The organism is Streptomyces sp. NPDC002566, assembly GCF_042889585.1.
In the GTDB taxonomy this organism is placed as follows: domain Bacteria; phylum Actinomycetota; class Actinomycetes; order Streptomycetales; family Streptomycetaceae; genus Streptomyces.
The window spans coordinates 595923-620481 of record NZ_JBIARD010000002.1 but is presented as its reverse complement, the minus strand read 5'-3'; the positions used below and the strand labels follow the sequence as shown (position 1 = coordinate 620481).

Below are 24559 nucleotides of genomic sequence, written 5' to 3'. Positions count from 1 at the left end.
AGACCGTGCAACCCTGTGGTGGTGACGTTGCCGTTGTCGGCGGTTTGTCAGCTCGTCCGGGTTCGGGCGTGTCTGGTCGCCCATTCGAGCGCGTGATCGGCCACCTGTTCCCAGCCGGGCTCGACACCGGTGAAGTGTGAGCGGTCCGGGAACTCGTAGGTCTCGGTCAGCGCCTCGGAGTTGCGATACTTCTTCGCGTTGGAGCGGATCACCGAGGGTGGCATCAGGTGGTCCTTGCCGCCCATGATGAACAGCAGCGGCGCACGGTCGTCCAGGTCGTAGTCGACCCAGGTCTCCTGGTGGCCAGGCTTCCAGTTGGCTATCAGGCCGTAGGCCCACACCCAGCTGCCGGGCGCCGGGATGTGGAGGTGGTCGTAGGCCGCGTCGGACTCCTCCCGGCTGCACGTGTTGGCGAACGCGTAGTGGAACTGCTCCTTGGTGAAGCCCACCGCGCGGTGCCGGTTGGCTGGGTTGGCGAGGATCGGGAACAGGGACTTGATCTGGGACGGTGGGTTCACCCGCACTCCCTCGGGTGGCGCCGAGTCGATCGTCACGGCGGCGGCGCCCAACCCTCGGTTGACCAGGAGTTGGGTGAAGGTCCCGCCGAAGGAGTGGCCCATGATGATCGGCGGACGGTCCAGGCGCTCGACCACGTCGCTGAGATGGTCGAGGGTTTCGGGGACGGACGCCGCGGCGATGATCTCGGGCTTTTCGCGCAGTGCCTCCACCTCGATCTCGAACCCCGGGTACGTCGGCACGACCACTTCGTAGCCCTTCGCCCGGTAGTACCGCGCCCAGCGGTCCCAGCTTCTGGCGGTCATCCAAAGCCCGTGGATCAGCACGATCGGCGGGGCATCGGTCGTCGGCTCGCTCACGGTCCTCCTTCCGACTGCAGGGCTGTGACAATCGTCGACCTCGAGCAGCGGTCGTACAACCGCAGCGATGAAGTGGCGGCCCGCCGGGGCGCGTTCAGTGCCGCCGCCCCTCCGGTGGGCGATCGCTTGCGTGACTTCCTGGCTCTCCGCGCATCGGCACGACCGGACGACCGGTGTCGCGTGGTGGTACGGGCCGGGGTGTGCGACTGCACGGATGCGATCATGCCTCGGAGGGACGAGGCTGTTGCTTGTGGCAATGCCGCGCTGCCTGCCGAGTGGCGGGGCGCATTGACGCTCCGCGGTCAGGCCGTGCAGGAGTCCTCAGCATCTCTCAGCCCCAGACCTCACGGAGCTCGTCATGACCGCTCCCTCTGGCTCCATCGTTCTGGAGCCCGCAGCCCAGCAGTTCGCAAATGCCACGTCCCAGCCGCCGTTCTTGTACGAACTGGGGCCCGAGAAGGCCCGCAAGGTGCTGGACGACCTTCAAGCCGAACCGATCGAGAAACTCGACGTCGACTCGGAGTGGATCACCGTGCCTGCCGATGTCGGCGATGTGCGTGCCCGCATCGTCCGGCCGCGCGGCGCCGCGGCGCCCCTCCCCGTGGTTCTCTACATGCACGGTGGTGGCTGGATTCTGGGCAACGCCGACACCCATGATCGACTGGTGCGCGAGCTCGCGGACGGGGCGCAGGCCGCGGTCGTGTTCGTCGAGTACACCCGCTCTCCCGAGGCGCACTACCCGGTGGCGATCGAGCAGGGCTACGCCACCGCTCAGTGGATCGTCCGGGAAGGCGCCGCCCATGGCCTCGACCCGGACCGCATGGCGGTGGCGGGCGACTCGGTCGGCGGAAACATGACGGCCGCTCTCGCCCTGCTGGCCAAGGAGCGCGGCGACGTCCGCTTCGTGCATCAGTCCATGTACTACCCGGTCACCGACGCCGGAATGAACACCCGGTCCTACACCGATCTCGCCACCGGCTACTTCCTCACCGCCCAGGCCATGGAGTGGTTCTGGAACGCGTACATGCCCGACCGCGCGCAGCGCAGCGAGATCACCGCCTCTCCCCTGAAGGCCACCCTCGATCAGCTCGCCGGTCTCCCGCCGGCCTTCCTCCTCGTTGACGAGGCAGACGTCCTGCGCGACGAGGGCGAGGCATACGCGGCCAGGCTCCGCGCGGCGGGCGTGGACATCACCACCGTCCGTTATGACGGCATCACCCACGACTTCATGATGCTCAACCCTCTCAGCGACACCCATGCCACCCGTGCGGCCGTCGCCCAGGCCGTCGGAGTGCTGCGCGACGCGCTGGGAAGTGATGTCGCTCAGTCTTGATCTGTGACGTTCCGTGACTCGGTCGGTGCTGCGCAGGCCGACGGTCGTTCTCCAGGGGCCGACTGCCCCACTTAGGGAGGCTCGGCATGGCATTCGATTCCATCTGGCGATCCGCAGTGCGGCAGTTGCCGCTCAGGCTGCCCGTCGGCACGTTCTTCCTCAACGCCGCGCTGTCGAAACGCGGCGCGGACGAGGCCACCGCTGAGGGGCTGCAGCAGTTCGCCACCACCGCCTACCCCTTCTTGGGCAATCTCGATGCCTGGCAGTTCGTCCGGCTGCTCTCTGCCGGGGAGGCCGCCGTAGCCGCCGCACTGCTCCTTCCGGTGGTCCCTGCCGCTGTTGCCGGAGCCGCGCTGACCGCGTTCTCTGCCGGCACGCTCGGGCTGTACCTGCGCGCGCCGGGCATGCACCAGGAGGGCAGCCTGCGCCCCACTGAGCAGGGAACCCCGCTGGCCAAGGATGTCTGGATGCTGGGCATCGGCATCTCCCTCATCATCGAGGGCGTCAGCGATCACCGGCGGTGACGAGACGGATACGGTGTCGGTCGGCGTTGCGTCATCACAAGCAGGGCGATCACCGGGACTCGTCCGCTCCCGAGCACCGCCGGCGATGTCACGTGTTCCGGGGACCGACAGGTCGGGACTTATCCGAGACTCGACGCGCGCATAGCGTGGGATTCGCCCAGCAGGGGAATCGGTGCCGCGCGTCAGAAAAGGCGTGGCGGTCGAGGGAGTCGTCTTGGCCACTCACGTCCCGGTCGTTCCGGTTGTTCCGGAAGAACCGTCCGCAGAATCGCCCGTGAATTCGTCACCGGAATCGTCTCCGGAAGCGTCCGGGGAATCCGCTGTCGCCGTCTTCCGCGCCTCGCGGGCGCAACAGCGCATGTACTTCCTCCAGGAGATGGAGGGGGCCAGGCCCACCTACCACATGCCGGTCTTCTGCGCGTTCGACGCCGACGTGGACGCGGACCTGCTGCGGGTCTGCGCGCAGCGGCTGCTCGACCGGCACGAGGCGCTGCGCACCCGGTTCATCCTGAGCGAAGGGGAGTTGACGCAGTGCGTGGACTCCTCCGCGCGGCTCGACTGGACGGTGGAGACCGCCGGGACGGGGGAGACGGAAGGCGCCGAGGCCGTGCGCCGCTGGATGGACGCGCAGTACCGGCGGCCCTTCGACCTCGCCACCGGCCCCCTGTTCCGCGCCGCCCTGCTGCGCCGCCCGGAAGGGTCCGCCGGCGCGGTGCTGGCGCTCGGAATGCATCACATCGTCGGCGACGGATGGTCGGCGGGAATCCTGCTCCGGGAACTCTTCGCGGAATACGCCGCTGAAGCGGACGGCGGGGAATGCGTAGGCGTGGAGGAGCCGGAATTCCATTACGCCGATTTCTCCGAATGGCAGGAGGAATGGCTGCGCGGTCCCGCCGCCGAGCGGCAGCTCGCCTATTGGGCCGGACAACTGGGCGGTGAGCTGCCCACCTCCGCGATCCCCGCCGACCTCCGTCCGGCGGCCGTCCCCGGCCCCGCCGCACCCGCCCCGCGCGCGGCCGCCACGTACGAGGTCCCTCTGCCGGACGCCCTGCTCGGGCGGCTCGACCAGGTCTGCAGGGACACCGGCAGCACGCGCTTCATGACCATGCTCGCCGCCCTCCAGGTCGTCCTGGGCCGCTACTCCGGCAGCGAGGACGTCGTCGTCGGCACCCCCGTGGCCAACCGCAACCGCAAGGAGTTCGCGGAGACGGTCGGCCTGTTCGTCAACACCCTCGTCATCCGCTCGGACTTCTCCGCGGACCCCCGGTTCCGCGATCACGTCGCAGCGGTGCGGGACACCGTCGCGGACGCCCAGGACTACCAGGACCTGCCGTTCGAGCGGATCGTCGAGCACCTCAACCCCGGGCGCACCACCGAGCGGGCCCCGTTCTTCGACGTCCTCGTCGGCTTCCACGACGAGGACGAGACCACGGCGGACCTGCCCGGCCCCCGCGTCCGGCTGCTCGAAGGGCCCTCCCACACCGCGAAGTTCGACCTGACCTTCGACATCGTGCAGTCGGGCGGCGGTGTGCGCCTCCGTCTGGAGTACCGGGCCGACCTCTACGAGGCCGCCACCGTCGAGCGGTTCACCCGGCACTACCTGCGGCTGCTCGACGCCGCCCTCGACGCGCCGCATCTGCCGCTGTCCGCGCTGCCGTTGCTCTCGGAGGAAGAGCAACTGCCCCTGACGTCACCGCCCGCCCCCGCCACGACACCCCCGTTCCGCGCCGCGGCGACCGCGGACACCGTAACCACGGACACCGCAACCACGGGCACCGCGACCGCCGTCGACCCCGCGCCCTGCGCCCACGAGGTCTTCGCAGAGCACGCGGCCCGCACACCCGACGCCGTCGCCGTGACCGACGGCGAGCGTCACCTCGGCTACGGCGAACTCGACCGCCGTGCCAACCAGGTCGCCCACCGCCTGCGCGCCCTCGGTGTCGTCCCCGGCACCCTCGTCGGCCTGTGCGTCCCCCGCTCCGCCGAACTGGTCGTCGGCCTGCTCGGCATCCTCAAGGCGGGCGGCGCGTACCTGCCCCTCGACCCCGACAACCCGCCGGAGCGCCTGCGCCACATCGTCGGCGACGCCGGTCTCGGCCACGTCGTCGGCACCACCGGGACCCGCCCGCTGTGGGACGCCCGGGGCCTGTACGCCGTCGACCTGGATGCCGACGCGGCCGAGCTGGACCTGCTGCCGGACACCGCCCCCGACAGCGGCGTCAGCCCCGACGACCTCGCCTACGCCATCTACACCTCCGGCTCCACGGGACTGCCCAAGGGCACCCTCGTGCCGCACCGCAACATCACCCGGCTGTTCTCCGCGACCGGCCACTGGTTCGGCTTCGGCGCCGACGATGTCTGGACCCTCTTCCACTCCATCGCCTTCGACTTCTCCGTGTGGGAGCTGTGGGGCGCCCTGCTGCACGGCGGCCGGCTCGTCGTCGTGCCGTACACCGTCAGCCGGTCGCCGGAGGAGTTCCACCGACTGCTGCGCGACGAGAGGGTGACCGTCCTCAACCAGACGCCGTCGGCCTTCCACCAGCTCGACCGCGTCGACGAACTCAGTTCCACGAGTGAACGACTCGCCCTGCGGCAGGTGGTGTTCGGCGGTGAGGCGCTGGACGTCGGCGCGCTGCGCGGCTGGTTCGGCCGGCACGGCGACGCATCGCCCCGCCTGGTGAACATGTACGGCATCACCGAGACCACGGTTCACGTCACCTACCGTCCGCTGACCGCCCGCGACGCCGAGGAAGGACGCGGCAGCGTCATCGGCGTACCCATCCCCGATCTGCGGCTGCATCTGCTGGACGGCCGGGGCAGGGCCGTGCCCCGCGGTGCGGTGGGCGAGCTGTACGTAGCCGGGGCGGGTCTCGCCCGCGGCTATCTCAACCGCCCCGACCTGACCGCCGAACGCTTCCCCACGGCCGCCTCGGGGGAGCGGATGTACCGCACCGGAGACCTCGCCCGGGTCCGTGCGGACGGCGAACTGGAGTACCTCGGCCGCATCGACGACCAGGTCAAACTGCGGGGCTTCCGCATCGAGCTGGGCGAGATCGAGGCGGCCCTCACCGCCCACGCCGGAGTCGGCGCCGCCGTCGCCCGCGTGGTCCCGGACGCCACCGGGAACCCGGTCCTGACCGGGTACGTCGTGCCGGCCGCGGAGAACGCCGCCGGCACCGCCCCGGAAACCGAGGCCACCCACGGGACCGTCGCCGAGCCCACCCCGGACGTCACGGCCCCCCTCACCGTCGACGCGCTGCGCGCACACCTCGCCGCACGGCTGCCCGACTACATGATCCCCGGCGTCTTCGTCACCCTGCCGGCGTTCCCCCTCACCGCCAACGGCAAGGCCGACCGGCGGGCCCTGCCGGCCCCGGGCGCCGAGGGCGCGACGGTCCTGGGGTCCGCGGCCGCCCACGAGCCGGTGAGCGGGCCGGTCGAGACGGCGCTCGCCGAGATCTGGCAGGAGGTCCTCGGCCACGAGCGGATCGGCGCGCTCGACAACTACTTCGCCCTCGGCGGAGACTCCATCCGCTCGCTCCAGGTGCTCGCCCGCGCCCGTGACCGCGGACTGCGCTTCGCCGTCGCCGACCTGATGCGGCACCAGACCGTCCGCGGTCTCGCCGGGGCGGCCGTCCGGGACGCGGACACGCCGTCCGGCGGGCGGTCGGACACCCGGTCCGGCACGGCGTCGTACCGGCCGTTCTCGCTCCTCGCCGGGGCCGACCGGGCGGCGCTGCCCGCCGGGCTGGAGGACGCCTACCCGATGACCCGGCTCCAGGCCGGGATGCTCTTCCACAGCGACCTGCCCGCGGAGACCGGCCGGGTGTACCACAACGTCGCCTCCTACCACGTCGAAGCGCCCTGGTCCGAGCGGGCCTGGCGGCGGACGGTCGAGGAGGCCGGGGCCCGGCACGAGATGCTGCGCACCTCCTTCGACCCGCACGGATTCAGCGAGCCCCTCCAGCTCGTCCACCGCGACGCCCGCCCCCGCATCACCTTCGAGGACCTGCGCGGGCTGGACGACGCCGCGCGGGAAGAGGCCGTCGCCACACGCTACGAGGCCGAGCGCGCCCGCCCGTTCGCCTGGGACGAGGCGCCCCTGATCCGCTTCCACGTCCAGCGCCGCACCGACACGACCTTCCAGCTGTTCGTCGTCGAGCACCACGCGGTCATGGACGGCTGGAGCGAGCGCTCCCTCCTCACCGAGCTCTCCTCCCGCTACGTCCGGCTCCGCGACGCCGAGGAGGACGCCGCGCAGCCCGCAGCCGCCCCGGACCCCGCGCCGCGCTCCCGCTTCGCCTCCTTCGTCGCACTGGAGCGCGCCGCGCTCGCCGACCCCGCCCAGCGGGACTTCTGGGACGAGGTGACCGAGGGCGCCCCCGTGACCCGGCTGCCGCGCTCCGTCACGGCGGCCGGGCCGCCCCGGATGACCTGGCACCACGCACCGCTGCCCGCCGGCCTCCACGAGCGGCTGGCCGCGCTCGCCGCCGAACTCGGCGTGCCGCTGCGCATCGTCCTGCTCGCCGCGCACGCCCGCGTCATGGCCCTGATGGGCGGCGGCGACGAGATCACCACAGGCGTGGTGCTCAACGGCCGCACCGAGGAGCCCGACGGCGACAAGGTCGTCGGCGCGTTCCTCAACACACTGCCCTTCCGGCTCGCCCTCGTCCCGGAGAGCTGGCGGGACCTGGTGCGCCGCGTCGCCGACCTCGACCTGCGTGTGCACGACCACCGGCGCTACCCGCTCGCCGAGGTCGTGCGCCGCAACGGCGGGGCTGCGCCGTTCGAGACGTTCTTCAACTACACCCACTTCCACGTCGAGCAGGGCGGGCCGTCCGGTGAGGCGTTCACCGTCCTGGAGGAGACGGGGGAGGCCGCCACGGACGTCGCCTTCGGCGCGGAGTTCTCCCGCACCCCCGACGGCCGTCTGCTCGAACTCGGCCTGCGCTACGACGCGGCGCGGTTCACCGCCGAGCGGATCGCCGCGCTGCACGCCTCCTACACCGCCGCGCTGCGAGCCCTCGCCGACGAGCCCGGCCAGGACTGCTTCGCGGCCGACCTCGTCCCGCCGCAGGACCGCCGTCACCACGCCACCTGGAACGACACCGCGAAGCACTACGAAGCACCGCACACGCTCACGGAGCTGATTGACCGTCAGGTTCGGCGGACGCCTGACGCGACGGCGCTCCGCTTCGACGGCGAGGGGCTCGACTACCGGCGGCTCGACGAGGCGGCCGAACGCCTCGCGGCCCGGCTGCGGGCCCTCGGCGCCCGCCCCGGCTCCTTCGTGGGCCTGCTGATGGACCGCTCCCTGATGCTGCCGGTGGCCCTGCTCGCGGTGCTCAAGTCCGGTGCGGCGTATGTGCCGTTGGACCCCGAGCACCCCGAGGCGCGCACCCGGGCACTGCTCGCGGAGGCCGGCATCCGCCTGGTCGTCGCGGACGGCTGCCGGGCGGCGGCGCTGCGGGAGGCGGGAACGGACGGGTCCGACGACGGCCTCGGCGTCCCCGGCCTGGCCGTCGTCGTCGCGGAAGAGTGGTGGACCGGCGCGTCGGCCGAGTCCGCCCCCGAGGCCACCGAACCCGCCTCCGTGGACGCCGCTGGTCCGGACGACCCCGCCTACATGATCTTCACTTCGGGCTCGACGGGCACGCCCAAGGGCGTGGTGGTCTCCCACCGCGCCATCGCCAACCGCCTGTTGTGGATGCAGGACGCCTATGGGCTCACCCCCGGCGAACGCGTCCTGCAGAAGACGCCGTACACCTTCGACGTGTCGGTGTGGGAGCTGTTCTGGCCCCTGCTCACCGGCGCCACGCTCGTCCTCGCCCGGCCCGGCGGCCAGCGCGACCCCGCGTACCTGGCCGGCCTGATCCGGGAGGAGGGCGTCAGCACCGTGCACTTCGTGCCGTCGATGCTCGGCGTCTTCCTCGACGACCCCCTCGCGGTACGGCTCGCCGCCGGTCTCACCCGCGTCGTGTGCAGCGGAGAGGCCCTGCCCCACGAGGTGCAGACCCGCTTCCTCGGCCTGCTGCCGGGCGTCGAACTGCACAACCTGTACGGCCCGACCGAGGCGGCCGTCGACGTCACCGCGTGGCGGTGCCGGCCCGAGGCCGGGGACGCCGTGCCCATCGGCCGGCCCATCGCCAACATGCGCACCCACGTCCTGGACGCGCGCCTGTCCGAGGTCCCCACGGGTGTCACCGGCGAGCTGTACCTCGAAGGCGTCGGACTGGCCCTCGGCTACCACGGACGCCCGGACCTCACCGCCGAACGGTTCGTCGAGCACACGGGACCCGACGGCGTCACCCGCCGCCTCTACCGCACGGGCGACCTCGCCCGCCACCGGGCGGACGGCGCCCTGGAGTACGCGGGGCGCACCGACCACCAGATGAAGATCCGCGGGTTCCGAGTCGAGCCCGGCGAGATCGAGGCCGTGCTCGCGGAACACCCCTCGGTGCGCGCCTGCGCGGTCCTGCTGCGCGGCGAACGGCTGACCGGCTACGTGGTCACGGCGAGGGACGGCGCGGCGGACGAGGCCGCTGTCCTCACGGAACTCGACACGTACGCCCGCACCCGGCTCCCGGGCCACATGGTGCCCGCGGCGTGGGTGCTGCTCGACGCGCTGCCCCTCACCCGCAACGGCAAGCTGGACCGGGCGGCCCTGCCCGCCCCGGACGCGGGCCACACACTCCGCCGGGAAGCGTCCCGGCCGCCCCGCGGCGCGACCGAGACCCGTCTCGCCGGCATCTGGGAGCGGCTCCTCGGCACCGGACCGGTCGGCGCCCACGACGACTTCTTCGCCGCGGGCGGGCACTCGATCGACGCGCTGCGCCTCATCGGCCGGATCAACGAGGCGTTCGGCGAACGCCTGTCGGTGTCCACCGTGATGGAACACCCGACCGTGGCCCGCCAGGCGCAGGCCCTGCGCGCCCGGCGCCGGCCCGGCCACCAGGACACCGTCGTGCGCATCCGCCCGGACGGCGACCTGGCCCCCCTCTTCCTCGTCCACCCCGTCGGCGGCAACGTCCTCTGCTACCGCGCACTTGCGGCGGCGCTGCGCCCGGGCCGACCGGTGTACGGCCTGACGTCCCCGGATCTGACGGCTCCGCATCCGGCAGCGCCGGGCTCGGGGACGGCGGTACTCGACGCCCCCGCCACCGTCCCGGCCCTCGCCGCCGCCCACGTCGGCGCTCTGCGCGAAGTCCGGCCGCACGGCCCGTACCACCTGGCGGGCTGGTCCCTCGGTGGGCTGCTCGCCTACGAGATGGCCCACCAACTGCGGGCCGCCGGTGAGGAGGTGGCGACGCTCACCCTCCTCGACACCGCCTACCCCGGGACCACGGACGTGCCCGCCGACGAGTGCGCCCTGCTGGAGTGGTTCCACGACGACCTGGCCCGGTCCGCCGGGGCGGACCCCGACGACGCCGCGCGGTACGCCCTGCGCGCCGAGCTGCTCGTGGCCGCCGGCACCCCCGACCGGATACGGGCCGTCGCCGCCGCGCTCGCCGCGGACGGGTCCACGCCCGCCTTCGACAGCGGCGAACTCGCCCGCCACTACGACGTGTTCCGCACCGGACTGCTCGCCGCCGCCCGCTACGAGCCGCCCGTCGCCACCGGCGTCGTGCACTTCCACCAGAGCACCACCGGCGCCGCCCTGCGCTCCGCCGACCGGTGGGCCGGCCGGACGCCGGACGGTCTCGTACGGCACGACAGCGACGCCGACCACTACGCGCTGGTGCGAGCCCCTCACGTGACGGCCGCCGCCGCCGCCCTCGACGCCCAACTCGCCCCGGCCGCTTGCCCGGACGGACACCGCCGGCGGTGATCCCTCGCGTCACACCGGCAGACCCGCACCTGCGCACCACTCGCCCACACCACAGAACGGACACCGTCACCGTGACGAGCCAGCCCACGGCGCCCGCCGCCGAACTCAGCGGCCGTATCCGCGGCGGGCCGAGCGACCTGCTGCACGAGGAGCTGCTCGCCCCGCAGTTCCGGTTCGAGGTCCGCCACCTGCTGGACCACTACATCGCCATCGAGAAGACCCTGGCGGCCGAGTACGCCCGCATGGGCCTGCTCAGCACGGCCGAGGCCCGCTCCGTCGCCGTCCTGCTGGACGAGGTGGGCCCCGAGACCCTCACCGCCCGGCCCGACGACAACATGTCGGACATCGCCTTCGCCCTCGAACGCCACGTCACGGCCGGGCTGCCGGCCCCGCTCCCGCGCTGGCACGTCGACCGCAGCCGCAACGACCTCCAGGCGTGCGCCCAGGCGATGTTCGGCCGCGAGCAGCTCGCGCGACTCGCCGCGGCCCTGCTGGACCTGTGCGCCGTCGTCCTCGAACGCGCGGAGGAGACACGCACGTTGCCCATGCCCGGCTACACGCACTTCCAGGCCGCGCAGATCATCACGCCGGGGTTCCATCTCGCCGCCCTCGCCGAGCAGTTGCTGCACACCCAGCGGCGCCTGCTGCACGCCTACGACGGGATGAACGCCTGCCCGCTCGGAGCCGGGGCGATGGCCGGACAGGAACTGCCTTGGGATCGCGCCCGGTTGGCTCGCATGCTGGGCTTCGACCGCCCGCAGCCCAACGCCCTGACCGCGGTCGCTTCCCGCCGCTGGAGCGCCGAGGCCACCGCTGAACTCAGCCTGCTCGGCGCGGCCTTGAGCCGTTTCGCCACTGATCTGCTCACCTGGGGCGGCAGCGAGCACGGCTTCATCGAGCTGCCCGACGAACTGTCCGGCATCTCCTCGGCGATGCCGCAGAAGAAGAACTACCCCGTCCTGGAGCGGATCCGGGGCCGCACGGCCCATCTGACCGCCTTCCACACCGACGTCCTGCTCGGCCAGCGCAACACCCCCTTCTGCAACCTGGTGGAGGTCTCCAAGGAGGCCGGCACGCACGTCCTCACCGCGTTCGACTCGGCGCACGGCACGGTCCGGCTGCTCACCGAGGTGGTGCGCCGCGTCGGCTTCCGGGCCGACCGGATGCGCGCGGTGTGCGAGCGCGAGTATCTGGGCGGGTTCAGCCTCGCCAACGCCCTCACCCTCAGCGAGGGGGTGCCGTGGCGGACCGCGCAGGTCGTCGCCGGGAAGTACGTCGTCAGCGCCGCGGGGGCCGGGGCGCCGCCCCACCCGGGCGAGCCGGACCTGCTGACCCGGGCCGCCGCCGAGCACGGGCTGACCCTCACCGACCCGGCCGGGCTCCTCGCCGAGGCCTTCGACGTGGACCGCGGCCTCACCCGCCTGGCCTCCACCGGCTCGGCCCACCCCGACGCCGTACGTCAGGCGCTGCGCGCCCAGCGGGACACCCACGAGGAGCTGCGCGCCGCCTGGGACCGGAGATCCGGGGCGGTTCGCGCGGGCGCGGCGGAGACCGCCCGCGCACTGGACCTTCAGGGCCCGGTACACCAGGACTCCGCCGGCGTGGGATCCGGCCGTCCGGGAACGGGGGAGCGCTGATGTCCCCGGCCCCGCTGAGCGGCCCGGCCGCCCCTTCCGGCCCCGCCCTGTGCGACCCCACCGCCCTCTTCACCACCGCCGCGCCGACCCTTGGCACCGGTCACGCCTTCGGCACCTTCGGGGAGTTGCTCCAGGGCGCCCTGCCAGCCCCCGACAGCGACTTCCTCGTCACCTTCCCGCTGGCCCGCTGGGCCACCGCCGTCTTCCGGCCCGCCCCCGACGCGCGGGAGGTGCGGGTCGTGCCCGGGCACAAGGGCAAGTCGCGGCGCGTAGCCGAAGCCGTCCTCGCCGCGCTCGGCGAGAGCGGCGGCGGACTGCTGGAACTGCGCGGCGACCTCCCCGAGGGCAAGGGCATGGCCAGCTCGTCGGCCGACCTCGTCGCGACCGTGCGGGCCGTCGGAGCCGCGTACGGGCGCACGTTCACCCCGGCGCAGACCGAGGCGTTCCTGCGCGGAGTGGAACCGGCCGACGGCGTGATGTACGACGAGATCGTCTGCTTCCACCACCGGGCCGTGCGGCTGCGCCGCAGACTCGGCACGCTGCCCCCCCTCGTCCTCGTCGCCCACGACGAGGGCGGCCAGGTCGACACCGTGACCCACAACCGGACCGCGACGGCCATCGGGACGTCCGAACGGCAGGAGTACGCACGGCTGCTGGACCGGCTGACCGGTGCCGTCGTCACGGGCGACCTGCCGGCCGTGGGCGAGGTCGCCACCCGCAGCGCCGAACTCAACGGCCGCCGGCGGCCCCGGGCCGGGTTCCCCGAACTGCGCACGCTGTGCCGCGAGGTCGACGGCCACGGCCTGGTCCTCGCCCACAGCGGCACCCTCCTCGGCGTCCTCCTCGACGCCCACGACCCCGAACTCGACGGCAAGGCGGCCCACATCCGCGCCGGCTGCGCCCCGCTCGGCGGCGAGGTGTCCGTCCACCGCGCCCTGGGCACCGGCGACGACTGGACTCCCGGCCGGCACCCGACGGCGTCGGCAGCGGCCGACGGCCGGGTCCCCGCCTCGCACCTGGCGGTATCGGCCGCCGCCGCCGACCACCAGCCGCCCGCCCAGCCTTCGGCGATCCCGGCCGCCCTTCTCACCACCCACCGACTGGAGATCTGAGCATGCTCTTCGACACGCTGACGGACGCGATCGGCCGTACGCCGCTCGTCCGGCTGCGCCTCGGCGCGGAGCGCGGGGTGGAGGTCTACGCCAAGCTGGAGCTCCAGAACCTGTTCGCGATGAAGGACCGGGTCGCCCGCAACATCGTCCTGGAGGCAAGACGGCTCGGCACCCTGCGCCCGGACGCCCCTGTGGTGGAGAGCTCCTCCGGCACCATGGCGCTGGGCGTCGCCCTCGTCGGCCGCTCCCTCGGCCACGAGGTGCACATCGTCACCGACCCGCGCATCGATCCCGTCACCCTGGCCAAACTGCGCGCCCTGGGCTGCCAGGTGCACATCGTCGACGCGATGACCAGTCACGGCTGGCAGTCCGCCCGGCTGGAACGGCTCGCGGAGCTGATGGCCGAACTGCCCGGCGCCTTCTGGCCCCAGCAGTACACCAACCCCGACAATCCCGGCGCCTACCGCGACCTCGCCCGTGAACTCCTCGACGACCTCGGCCACATCGACGCCCTCGTCGGGGCCGTCGGCAGCGGCGGCTCGCTGTGCGGGACCGGCCGGGCCCTGCGGGAGTCCCTGCCCGCCGTGCGCGTCGTCGGCGTCGACTGCGTCGGCAGCTCCCTGTTCGGGCAGCCCGACCTGCCGCAGCGGCTCCAGAGCGGCCTCGGCAACAGCCTGCTGCCGAAGAACCTCGACCGCTCCCTCGTCGACGAGGTCCACTGGCTCAACGACCACGAGGCGTTCGCCGCCACCCGCGAACTCGCCCGCGAACAGCAGATCTTCGGGGGCAACACCTCCGGCTCGGTCTACCGCGTCCTCGGCGACCTGGCCCGGCGCGCCGAGCCCGGCTCGCGCATAGTCGGCATCCTGCCCGACCGGGGCGACCGCTACGCCGACACCGTCTACAGCGACGAGCACTGGGATGACCACGGCCTGCGCGCACTGCCCACGCCCCACCGGCCGGCCGTCGTACCCGCCGGGACCACCGTCGAGAGCTGGTCCCGCCAGTCCTACGCCGCCCCCGCCGACCTGCGCCGGCACCTCGTCTTCGTCGAGTCCAACACCACCGGCACCGGCATGCTCGCCCTCGACCTGGCCCGGGACCGGCTCGACACCGCGCCCGTCCTGCTGACTGGCGACCCCGGCCGCTACCGCGGCCTGGAGGCCACCGGAGCCGAGGTCATCCGCTGCGACACCAACTCCGACGCCGCGCTGCGGGCCGCCCTCCAGGACCGCTTCCGCCGCGAGGAGATCGCCGGGATCACCACCACCAGCGACTTCTACGTCCCCGCCGCCGCCCGTCTGGCCCGCTGGCTCGGCCTGCCCGGCAACCCGCCCGAGGCTGTGACCGCCTGCCGCGACAAGTCGGCCCTGCGCGCGCTGCTGGAGGACGCCGGGGTGCGCCAGCCTCGGTACGCGGTGGTGCGCGATCCCGGCGAGGTCGCCGCGGCCGTCGCCCGGACCGGCCTGCCGTGCGTGGTCAAGCCCGCCGACGACTCGGGCTCGGTCAACGTCCTGCTCTGCGCCGACGAGGAGCAGGCCGTCGCCCAGACCGAGCGGATCCTCGCCGTCACCACCAACGCGCGGGGCATGCCGACCGCGCGGACCGTCCTCGTCGAGGAGTACCTCGACGGCCCCGAGTACAGCGTGGAGACGTTCAGCCGGGACGGCCGCACCGAATGCGTCGGCATCACCGCCAAGTCGGTGACCGGCACACCCCATTTCGTGGAGCACCGCCACCTCTTCCCCGCCCCGCTCCCGGCCGTCACCGCCCAGGACGTCACCGAGACCGTGACGGCCGCCCTGGACGCGGCCGGCATCCGGCTCGGCGCCGCCCACACCGAGGTGAAGCTGACCGCCGGCGGACCGGCCGTCGTCGAGATCAACCCGCGCCCCGCGGGCGGGATGATCCCCGAACTCGTCCGGCTGGCCTGCGGCATCGACCTGCTCGAACAGCAGCTCATGGCCGCGGTCGGCCTGGAACCCGACCTCAAGCCCCGCCACGGGGCCCACGCCGGCATCCAGTTCCTGCTCCCCGACGCCGACGGGGTCCTCGACGCCGTGGACGGCGTGTCGCGGGCGGCGGCCGTGGACGGCGTCGAGGCCGTGACCGTCACCGCCGCGCCCGGGTCCGTCGTCCGGCGTGCGCGCAGCGCCGGCGACCGCATCGGGCACGTCATCGCGTGCCGCCCGGGCCCCGAGGGAGTCACGGCGGCGCTGGACGAGGCACGGGCCCTCCTCCGGCTCACGGTCGACGGCCACCGCCCCGCCCGCTGAACGGCCCGCACACCCCGGGCCCCTTCCCACCGTGCGCCGTACGGACCCGTACGGCGCTCCCACCCAACCCATCCAGGAGAACCGCCATGAGCAACCCCTTCGAGAACGACGACGCCCTCTACCTCGTCGTCCGCAACGACGAGCTCCAGCACTCGCTGTGGCCGGCCGACCTCACCGTCCCGGCCGGCTGGACCACGGTCCACGGCCCGGACAGCCGCCAGGCCTGCCTCGACCACGTCGAGCGGCACTGGACGGACATGCGTCCCGCCTCCCTGGTCGCGGCCCTCGCCGGGGACACCGCCCGTGCCTGAGCCCGCACACCTCCCGTCCGCCTCCGGCGGGCCGCCCCCACCGGCGGCCGGGGCGGCCCGGGAGGGCTCCCCAGCGAGCATCACGGCCCTGGCCGACATGGCTCCGGCCGACACGGCCCTGGCGGACGCGGCCCTGACCCGCTCCGCCACCACTGTCACCACCGCCGGTGCTCACCGCGCACACCCTGCGGTCCACGCGACTCAGGCCGAAGCCACCCCAGCCAATGCCACCCCCGTCCAGGCGGCCCCCGCCCACGCCACCCCGGCGGCCCCCACACCGGACGGCCGTCCGAACCCGTCGGGCGACCGGGCCCCGGTCCCGACCAGCCCCCTGGACACCCTCCGCCACCTCGTCGCCCAAGTGCTGGGCATGCCAGTCGACGCCGTCCGTCCCGGCCACGGCTTCACCGAGCTCGGCGGTGACAGCATCCAGGCCATCCAGGTCGTCAGCCGCGCCCGGGCGGCCGGGCTGCTGGTCACCACCCGCGACGTCCTGCGCAGCGAGAGCGTCGGCGCGCTCGCCACCGCCGCCCGCGCCGCGGACGGCCCCCCTGCGGGCGAGGGTCCCTCCCGACCCCCGCGCCGCACCGGCCCGTTGGCCGCGACGCCGATCATGGCGTGGCTCGGCGAACTCGCCGGCCCCGTCGACACCTACCACCAGTCACTCGTCGTCCGCACCCCGGCCGGGTTCCGCGTCGAGCACGCCGTACGCGTCGTGCGGGCCCTGCTCGACACGCACGACGTCCTGCGTCTCACGGTGCCCGGCGGGGCGGGCACCGCCGCCGCCGGATGCTCGGTGCCGCCGCCGGGCGACGTCGACGCGCGCACCCTGGTCGAACACGTCCGCGCGCCCGACGCCGGCGACGCCGAGCTGCCCGCCCTCACCACCGACCGGATCCGGGCCGCCCGGCGGCTGCTGTCCCCGGCGGACGGCGTCATGCTGCGCGCCGTGCTCGTCGACCGCGGCCCCGGCCGGCAGGGCCGGCTCGCCCTGGTCGTGCACCACCTGGTCGTCGACGGCGTGTCCTGGCGCATCCTCCAGGACGACCTGCGCACCTGCTGGGCGCGGCTCGCCGCCGGCGAGGACCCCGTCCTCGAACCCGCGCCCACACCGTTCGCGCACTGGGCGGACCTGCTGCGCGCCGACGCCACGTCCGGCCGCCGCATGCGCGAGGCGGCCCGCTGGACCGACACACTCCGCGCCGCTCCGGAACCACTCGGCGGCGTCTGCCCGTTGACCCGCCTCGACCCCGAGACCCCGGACCACCGCCTCACCCTCACCCTGCCCCCGGACGTGGCCGGGCCGCTGCTCACCGTCGTGCCCGGCGTCGTCAACGGCACCGTCAACGACGTCCTGCTCACCGGGCTGGCCCTCGCCGTCCTCGCCTGGCGCCGCCCGCTCACCGGCCCGCAGGACGGCGGCACGGTCCTCGTCGACGTCGAGGGCCACGGCCGCGAGGACGTCGCCGGCGCCCTCGACCTGTCCCGGACCGTCGGCTGGTTCACCACCGTGTACCCGGTCCGCTTCGACCTCGGCCGGCCCGACCTCGACGACGCCCGCGCGGGCGGTCCCGCCGCCGGCGCGGTCCTGCGCACGGTCAAGGAGACCCTGCGGGCCGTCCCCGACCACGGGATCGGCCACGGCCTGCTGCGCCACGGCAACAGCCGCACCGGCCCCGCCCTCGCGGCCCTGGGCGTCCCCGAGATCGGCTTCAACTACCTCGGCCGCTTCCCGATGGGCGACACGGCCGACTGGGCCGCCGCCCCCGGGCACGACTTCGCCCTGGACGAGGCCGACGACGGCCTGGCCATGGCCCACGCCGTGGAGGTCAACGCCGCCGCCCACGAAGGTCCCGACGGCCCCACCCTGAGCGCCACCTGGACCTGGGCGGGCAACGCCTGCCCGGCCGACCGCGCGCACGCCCTGGCCCACGAGTGGTTCGCCATGCTGCGCGCCCTCGTCCGGCACGCGGCACTGCCCGGCGCCGCCGGACTGACCCCGTCCGACGTGTCCCTGCCCGGCCTCGGCCAGGCCGAACTCGACGACTTCGAAGCCCAGTTCGGAGAACTGCTGTGATCCCCCTGTCCCACGCCCAGCGCCGCCTGTGGTTCCTCTGCCGCGACGGCGACCCCGGCGGCCTGCACAACATCCCGGTGGGGCTGCACCTGCACGGCGACCTCGACCGCGCCGCCCTCACGGCCGCCCTCACGGACGTCACCGACCGGCACGAAGCACTGCGCACGGTCTTCCCCCACCGGGACGGCGTCCCCCACCAGCACGTCCTCGACCCGGGCACCGTACCGCCCTGCACGGTCACCGCCGTCCCGGCCGGCGAGCACCGGCGCCTCGCCCGGGAGGCCGCGACGCCGTCCTTCGACCTGGCCGCCGAACCGCCGCTGCGCGCCCACCTGTTCACCGACGGGGCGCAGGACCACTACCTGCTGCTCGTCCTGCACCACATCGCGGGCGACGGCGCCTCCCTGGACGTCCTCCTGCGCGACCTGGCCGCCGCCTACACCGCCCGGCTCCTCGGCGCGGACCCGGACTGGCCCGAACTCCCCGTCCAGTACCCGGACTACGCCCTGTGGCGGCACGACGTCCTCGGCGACCCGGACGACCCGCACTCCGAGCACTCCCGGCAACTGGACCACCGGGCCCGCGCGCTCGCCGGCCTGCCCGAGGAACACACCCTCCCCACCGACCGGCCCCGCCCCGCTGTCGCCTCCCACCGCGGCGCCGTCGTCACCGCCGAGGCGCACGCCGCCACGCACGCCCGTCTCGCCGGCCTCGCCCGCGACCGGCGCGCCACCGTCTTCATGGCCGTCCAAGCGGCCTTCGCCACCCTGCTCACCCGCCTCGGCGCGGGGACCGACCTCGCCCTCGGCTGCCCCGTCGACGGCCGCGACGACGAGGCGCTGGAACACCTCGTGGGCCTCTTCGTCGACACCGTCGTGGTGCGGGCCGACACCTCGGGCGACCCCGCGTTCACCGATGTCCTCGACCGGGTCCGCGACGCCGCCCTGGACGCCCACGCCCACCGGGACGTGCCCTTCGACGCCCTGGTGGAACGGCTCAACCCGCCCCGCTCGCCCGGCCGTCACCCCCTGTTCCAGCTCGCGGTCGCAGGCCGCCGGGACACGGGCGGCGCGCCGGTCCTGCCGGGCCTGCGGGTCCGGACGGAACCCGTGCGCACCGCCACGGCCAAGTTCGACCTGACGCTCGAGGTCGACGAACGCCACGACCCCGGCGACGGCCGGCCGGCCGGGATCGGCCTCGCCCTCGAACACGCCGCCGACCTGTTCGACACCGCCACCGCCCAGCGGCTCCTGGACCGGCTGATCCTCCTCCTCGACGCGGTCGCCGCCGACCCCGCCGCCCCGATCGCCGTCCACGACCTGCTGACGCCCGAGGAGCGCGCCGCCGTCACGGTCGGCTGGCAGGGTGCGCCGGCCGTGCCCCACGACACCACCGTGCACGCCCTGTTCGCCGAGCGGGCCGCCGCCCACCCGGAACGGACCGCGGCCGTCTGCGGCGACCGCGAGGCGACCTACGGCGCACTCGACGCCCTCTCCGACCGGGTGGCGGCCCGGCTCGGCGCCCTCGGGGTGCGCCCCGGCGCGACGGTGGCCGTCCTCATGGACCGGTCCGTCGAGCTGATCGCCGCCTGCCTGGGCGTGCTGAAGGCCGGGGCGGCGTACCTGCCCCTGGACGCCCGCGCACCGCGCGCCCGCTCCGCGTCGGTCCTCACCGCCGCCGACGTGTCGGTCCTCGTCACCGACCCGGGCGCGGACACCGCCGGCCTCGGCGTCCGCCACACCCTCCGCCTCGACGACGACCTCGCGACGGACGGCGGGAACGGCGTGGACGGCGTGGACGGCGAAGGGCCTCACCGTGCCGAGCCGGCGGGCCCCGGGCCTACGAGCCGCACCCACGGGCGCCCCGACGACCTCGCCTACGTGATGTACACCTCCGGCTCGACCGGCACGCCCAAGGGCGTCGCCGTCGCCCACCGCGAGGTCGTCGCCCTCGCCGTGGACCGGCGCTGGCGCGGCGGCGCGCACGACCGTGTCCTGATGCGCTCCCCGCACGCCTTCGACGCCTCCACCTACGAGCTGTGGGTGCCGCTGCTGAACGGCGGGCTCGTGGTCGTCGCCCCGCCCGGCGACCTGGACGTGCCCGGCCTCGCCCGCCTCATCGGCGAGCAGAGGGTCACCGGCACCTTCCTGACGGCCACCCTCTTCAACGAACTCGCCGACCGCTGCCCGGAACGGCTCGGCACGCTGCGCGAGGTGATGACCGGCGGCGAGGCAGCGTCCCCGGCCGCCGTCCGCCGGGTCCGCGAGCACTGCCCGGACACCACCGTGACCAACGCGTACGGCCCGACGGAGACCACCACCTTCGCCGTCCTCTTCCCGCTCGCCCCAGGGCAGGAGATGCCGGCCGGACAGGTGCCGATCGGACGCCCGCTGGACGGCACCCGCCTCCACGTCCTCGACGACCGGCTCGCCCCCGTCCCGCCCGGCGTCACCGGTGAGCTGTACATCGCCGGAGCCGGTCTCGCCCGCGGCTACCTGGGACGCCCGGGGCTCACCGCCGAGCGCTTCACCGCCTGCCCGTCCGGCCCGCCCGGCACCCGGATGTACCGCACCGGCGACCTCGCCCGCTGGACGGCGGACGGCCGGATCGAGTACCTCGGCCGCGCCGACCGGCAGATCAAGATCCGAGGCCTGCGCATCGAGCCGGGCGAGATCGAGACCGTCCTCGCCGGCCACCCGGACGTGGGCCGCGCCGCGGTCACCGTGGTCCCGACCCCCGCTGGGCCCGTCCTCGCCGGCTACGCGGTGCCCGCCGAGGGAAGGCGGCCCGACCCGGCGGCGCTGCGCGAGCACCTGCGCACGGAACTGCCCGACTACATGGTCCCGTTGACGGTCACCGTGCTCGACCGCTTCCCGGTGACGCCCAACGGCAAGATCGACCTGGCCGCCCTCCCCGCTCCCGGCCCCGCCACCCGGGAACAGCCCTACCAGGCTCCGAGGAACGACACCGAGCGCGCCCTCGCCGGCCTGTGGGAGCGGCTGCTCGGCGCCGAACGGGTCGGCGTCCACGACGACTTCTTCGCCCTGGGCGGTCACTCCCTCCTCGCGACCCGCCTCCTCGCGGAGACGCGGTCCCTGCTCGGTGCGACCGTCACGGTCCGCCACTTCTTCGCGGGCCCGACGGTGGCCCGGCTCGCCGAAGCCGCGACGTCGGCCGCCGCGACCGCCCCCACCGACGACCCCCCGGTCGTACGCCGGGTCCGCCGGCCCAGCCCCGCCTGACCGGGCCCGCGCCCATCCCGCCCACCGACCACCAGTCACCCACCGACCACAGGAAACCACCGTGAGCCGTACCCCTGCCCCCGCCCCCTCCGCGACAGCCGCGCCTCCCGTCCCGTCGCCCGCCTCCAAGGTCGAGGACGTCCTCCCGCTCTCGCCCCTCCAAGAGGGCATCCTCTTCCACGCGTTGTTCGACGAGCGGGAACGCGACGTGTACGTGGCGCAGCTGCTCCTCGACCTGTCGGGGCCGCTGGACGCCGGACGGCTGCGCGCCGCCGCCGACGCCGTGCTGGTGCGGCACGCGAACCTCCGCGCCGGGTTCCTCCGCCGCGCCTCCGGCGAGCCCGCGCAGGTCGTACGGCGTGACGCCCGGGTGCCGTGGGAGGAGCGGGACCTCTCCGCGCTGGACGAGGACGGACAGGCCGACGCCGTCCGGACGCTGCTGGCCGAGGACCGGGCCCGCCGCTTCGACCTGGCCCGGCCGCCGCTGCTCCGCCTCACCCTCCTGCGCACCGGACCGCTGAGCCACCGACTGCTCCTGACGTACCATCACATCCTGCTGGACGGCTGGTCCTGGCCCGTGCTGGTCCGCGAACTGCTCGCCCTGCACGACGCCGGACCCGACGCCGCGGCACTGCCCCCGCTCACGCCGTACGCGTCCTTCCTGGACTGGCTCGGCTCCCGCGACACCGGTGCGGCCCGCGACGCCTGGGGCCGGGCCCTGGCCGGGCTGGCCGGCGGCAGCCGCACCGCACCCGTCTCCACCGGCCCCTCCGCGCTGCTGCCCCACCGCGTCGAGACCGCCCTCACACCCGACCTCACCGAGCGGCTCACCGCCCTCTCGCGGGCCCACCGGATCACCCCGGGCACCCTCCTCCAGGGCTCCTGGGCCCTGCTGCTCGCGAACCGGCTCCGCTCCGACGACGTGGTCTTCGGTGCCGTCGTCAGCGGACGTCCCGCCGAACTGCCAGGTGTCGCCGACATCGTGGGCCTGTGCATCAACACCGTGCCGGTCCGCGTCCGCGTCGACCGCGCCGAACCGCTCGTCGGTCTGTTCACCCGGCTCCAGGACGAGCAGGCGCGACTGATCGAGCACCACCACCTGGGCCTCACCGAGATCCAGCGCACCGCCGGGGCCGGTGAGCTGTTCGACTCGTGCGTGGCCTACCAGAACTATCCGGTGGACGGCGCAGGTCTCGCCGCGCTGTCCACGGGCGAGCTGCGCGTCACCGCCGTGGACCCGCACGACGCGGCGCACTATCCGCTCACGCTGACCGCCATCCCCGGCGACAGACTGCGCCTGCAGATCGACCACCGGCCGGACGCCTTCGACACCGCCGACGCGCAGGCCCTGCTGGACCGTCTCGTCCGCCTCCTCGAAGCCGTGGCCGACGACCCGTCCCGCCCGGCCGGCGCGGTGGACCTGCTGTCGTCGGCCGAACGGCGGCGCGTGCTCGAGGAGTTCAACGACACCGCCCGCGACGAGGACTACGCCGAGGTGACGGACCGGGTGCGGCGCCAGGCACGACTGCGCCCGCACGCCGTCGCGGTGACCGACGACCAGGGCCGCGCCCTCACCTACACCGAACTCGTCGCCCGCGCCGACGCGCTCGCCGAACGGCTGCACGCGGAAGGCGTCGACGACGGCGCCCTCGTCGCGGTCCTCGGCGAGCCGACCGCCCGGGTGCCCGTCGCCTTCCTCGGCATCCTCGGCGCCGGGGCCGCCTACGTGCCGCTCGACCCCGTCGGCCCGGTCGGCCGCACCGCCGCCCTGCTGACCGCGGGGGGAGTGCCGTGGCTGCTCACCGCGCCCGAAGAGCGTGAGCGCGCCGCGCAGATCGCGGCGGCGGCCGGACATCCGGTACGGGTGCTGGTCCTCGACGACGCCGACACCCGCCCGGCCGGAGCGCCGTCCCGGGACGGCGGCGGGCGCGACGCCCTGGCCTACGTGTGCTTCACCTCCGGATCCACCGGCCGCCCCAAGGGCGCCATGGTGCACCGGCGGGGCATGAACAACCACCTGCTCGCCAAGCTCGACGACCTGCGGCTCACCCCCGACGACCGGGTGGTGATGAACGCGCCGCTCACCTTCGACATCTCCGTGTGGCAGATGCTCGCCCCGCTGATCACCGGCGGCCGGGTCCATCTCGTCTCCCGCGACACCGCCCGCGACCCCGACGCCCTGTTCGCCGCCGTCGCCCGGCACGGCGTCACCGTCATGGAGACCGTCCCCTCCTTCGTGCGCGCCGCCGTCGACCTGTGGGACTCCGGCGTGCCCCGCCCGGCGCTCCCGGCGCTGCGCTGGTTCGTCGTCAACGGCGAGGTCCTCCCGCCGGAACTGTGCACCCGCTGGTACGGCCACCACCCCGAGGCGGCGATCGTCAACGCGTACGGGCTCACCGAGTGCTCGGACGACAACACGCACGCCTTCATCGTCCGGGGGGAGGTGAGCGGGCTGCTCGAACAGGGCCGGCTGCCCGTCGGCAGGCCGCTGCGCAACAACCGGCTCTACATCCTCGACCCGTCGCTCGCGCCCGTGCCGCCCGGCGTCCCCGGCGAACTCTTCATCGCGGGCACCGGCGTCGGGCCCGGCTACCTGAACGAGCCCCGCCGCAGCAGCGAGCGCTACGTCCCCGACCCGTTCGCGACCGAACCCGGTGCCCGCATGTACCGCACCGGCGACCTGGCCCGGCTGCGCGCCGACGGCCAACTGGACTTCCTCGGACGCCAGGACCACCAGGTCAAGATCCGCGGCAACCGCATCGAGCTCGGCGAGGTCGAGACCGCGCTGCGGGCCGTGCCAGGCGTCGGGGACGCGGTGGTGACCGTGGACCGCGACGGCGCCGGACAGCAGCGACTCGTCGGCTGGTACACCGGGGAAGCCGACGACGACGGCGTCCGCGCGGCGCTCTCCCAGAGCCTGCCGAACTACATGGTCCCCTCACTGCTGTTCGCGCTGCCCGCTCTGCCGCTGACGACCAACGGCAAGATCGACCGCAAGGCCCTGCCCGACCCGGCGGACCTCACGCGGCCCGCCGGACGCGCCCCGGCGAACGCCGCCGAGGAGGCCGTCTGCGCCCTCTTCGCCGCCGTCCTCGGCCTCGCCGCCGCCGGACCCGACGACGACTTCTTCGCCCACGGCGGCCACTCCCTCCTCGCCACCCGGCTGACCGGACGGCTGCGCACCGAACTCGGCGCACACCTCACCATCCGCGACCTCTTCGAGACCCCCACCCCCGCCGGCATCGCCGCCCGTCTGACGGCCGCCGCCCCCGCCCCCGCCCGTCCGGCGCTGCGCCCCCGCGCCCGTGCCTGACGCCCGCCCGGCCGCACCGACCAGGAGACGA

11 protein-coding genes are annotated in these 24559 nt (G+C 74.3%); 10 read left to right on the top strand and 1 reads right to left on the bottom strand.

The window, feature by feature from the left end:
* Nucleotides 1-47 precede the first annotated feature (47 nt).
* Complete coding sequence (locus ACFYXA_RS09800) at nucleotides 48-875, bottom strand: alpha/beta hydrolase (protein ID WP_389030301.1); 828 nt, start codon at nucleotides 873-875, stop codon at nucleotides 48-50.
* Nucleotides 876-1233: 358 nt separating this feature from the next.
* Between ACFYXA_RS09800 and ACFYXA_RS09795 the strand changes: the two genes are divergently transcribed.
* The 10 genes from ACFYXA_RS09795 (at nucleotide 1234) to ACFYXA_RS09750 (ending at nucleotide 24528) form a co-directional block, all read left to right on the top strand.
* On the top strand, nucleotides 1234-2208 hold the full coding sequence (locus tag ACFYXA_RS09795) for an alpha/beta hydrolase (protein WP_389030298.1): 975 nt from the start codon (nucleotides 1234-1236) through the stop codon (nucleotides 2206-2208).
* An 86-nt stretch (nucleotides 2209-2294) separates the two neighbouring features.
* On the top strand, nucleotides 2295-2732 hold the full coding sequence (locus ACFYXA_RS09790) for a hypothetical protein (protein ID WP_389030295.1): 438 nt from the start codon (nucleotides 2295-2297) through the stop codon (nucleotides 2730-2732).
* A gap of 172 nt (nucleotides 2733-2904) precedes the next feature.
* Nucleotides 2905-10560, top strand: a complete 7656-nt coding sequence (locus tag ACFYXA_RS09785) for an amino acid adenylation domain-containing protein (protein ID WP_389030292.1) — start codon at nucleotides 2905-2907, stop codon at nucleotides 10558-10560.
* A 71-nt stretch (nucleotides 10561-10631) separates the two neighbouring features.
* Nucleotides 10632-12197: a lyase family protein gene (locus ACFYXA_RS09780; protein WP_352247410.1), complete on the top strand. Its 1566-nt coding sequence runs from the start codon at nucleotides 10632-10634 to the stop codon at nucleotides 12195-12197.
* Nucleotides 12197-13309 carry a kinase gene (locus ACFYXA_RS09775; RefSeq protein WP_389030288.1) on the top strand — a complete coding sequence of 371 codons (1113 nt, stop codon included), beginning with the start codon at nucleotides 12197-12199 and terminating at the stop codon, nucleotides 13307-13309. The genes ACFYXA_RS09780 and ACFYXA_RS09775 overlap by 1 nt, the downstream gene beginning before the upstream one ends.
* 2 nt (nucleotides 13310-13311) lie before the next feature.
* Nucleotides 13312-15585, top strand: coding sequence for a pyridoxal-phosphate dependent enzyme (locus ACFYXA_RS09770; RefSeq protein ID WP_389030285.1), 2274 nt, complete (start codon nucleotides 13312-13314; stop codon nucleotides 15583-15585).
* An 86-nt stretch (nucleotides 15586-15671) separates the two neighbouring features.
* Nucleotides 15672-15896, top strand: coding sequence for an MbtH family protein (locus ACFYXA_RS09765; RefSeq protein WP_389030282.1), 225 nt, complete (start codon nucleotides 15672-15674; stop codon nucleotides 15894-15896).
* A complete protein-coding gene (locus tag ACFYXA_RS09760; RefSeq protein ID WP_389030279.1) occupies nucleotides 15889-17973 on the top strand; it encodes a condensation domain-containing protein in 2085 nt (694 codons plus the stop codon). Before ACFYXA_RS09765 ends, ACFYXA_RS09760 begins: the two co-directional genes overlap by 8 nt.
* Nucleotides 17970-21215 carry an amino acid adenylation domain-containing protein gene (locus ACFYXA_RS09755; protein WP_389030275.1) on the top strand — a complete coding sequence of 1082 codons (3246 nt, stop codon included), beginning with the start codon at nucleotides 17970-17972 and terminating at the stop codon, nucleotides 21213-21215. Before ACFYXA_RS09760 ends, ACFYXA_RS09755 begins: the two co-directional genes overlap by 4 nt.
* 61 nt (nucleotides 21216-21276) lie before the next feature.
* Nucleotides 21277-24528, top strand: a complete 3252-nt coding sequence (locus tag ACFYXA_RS09750) for an amino acid adenylation domain-containing protein (RefSeq protein WP_389030272.1) — start codon at nucleotides 21277-21279, stop codon at nucleotides 24526-24528.
* Nucleotides 24529-24559: the final 31 nt, after the last annotated feature.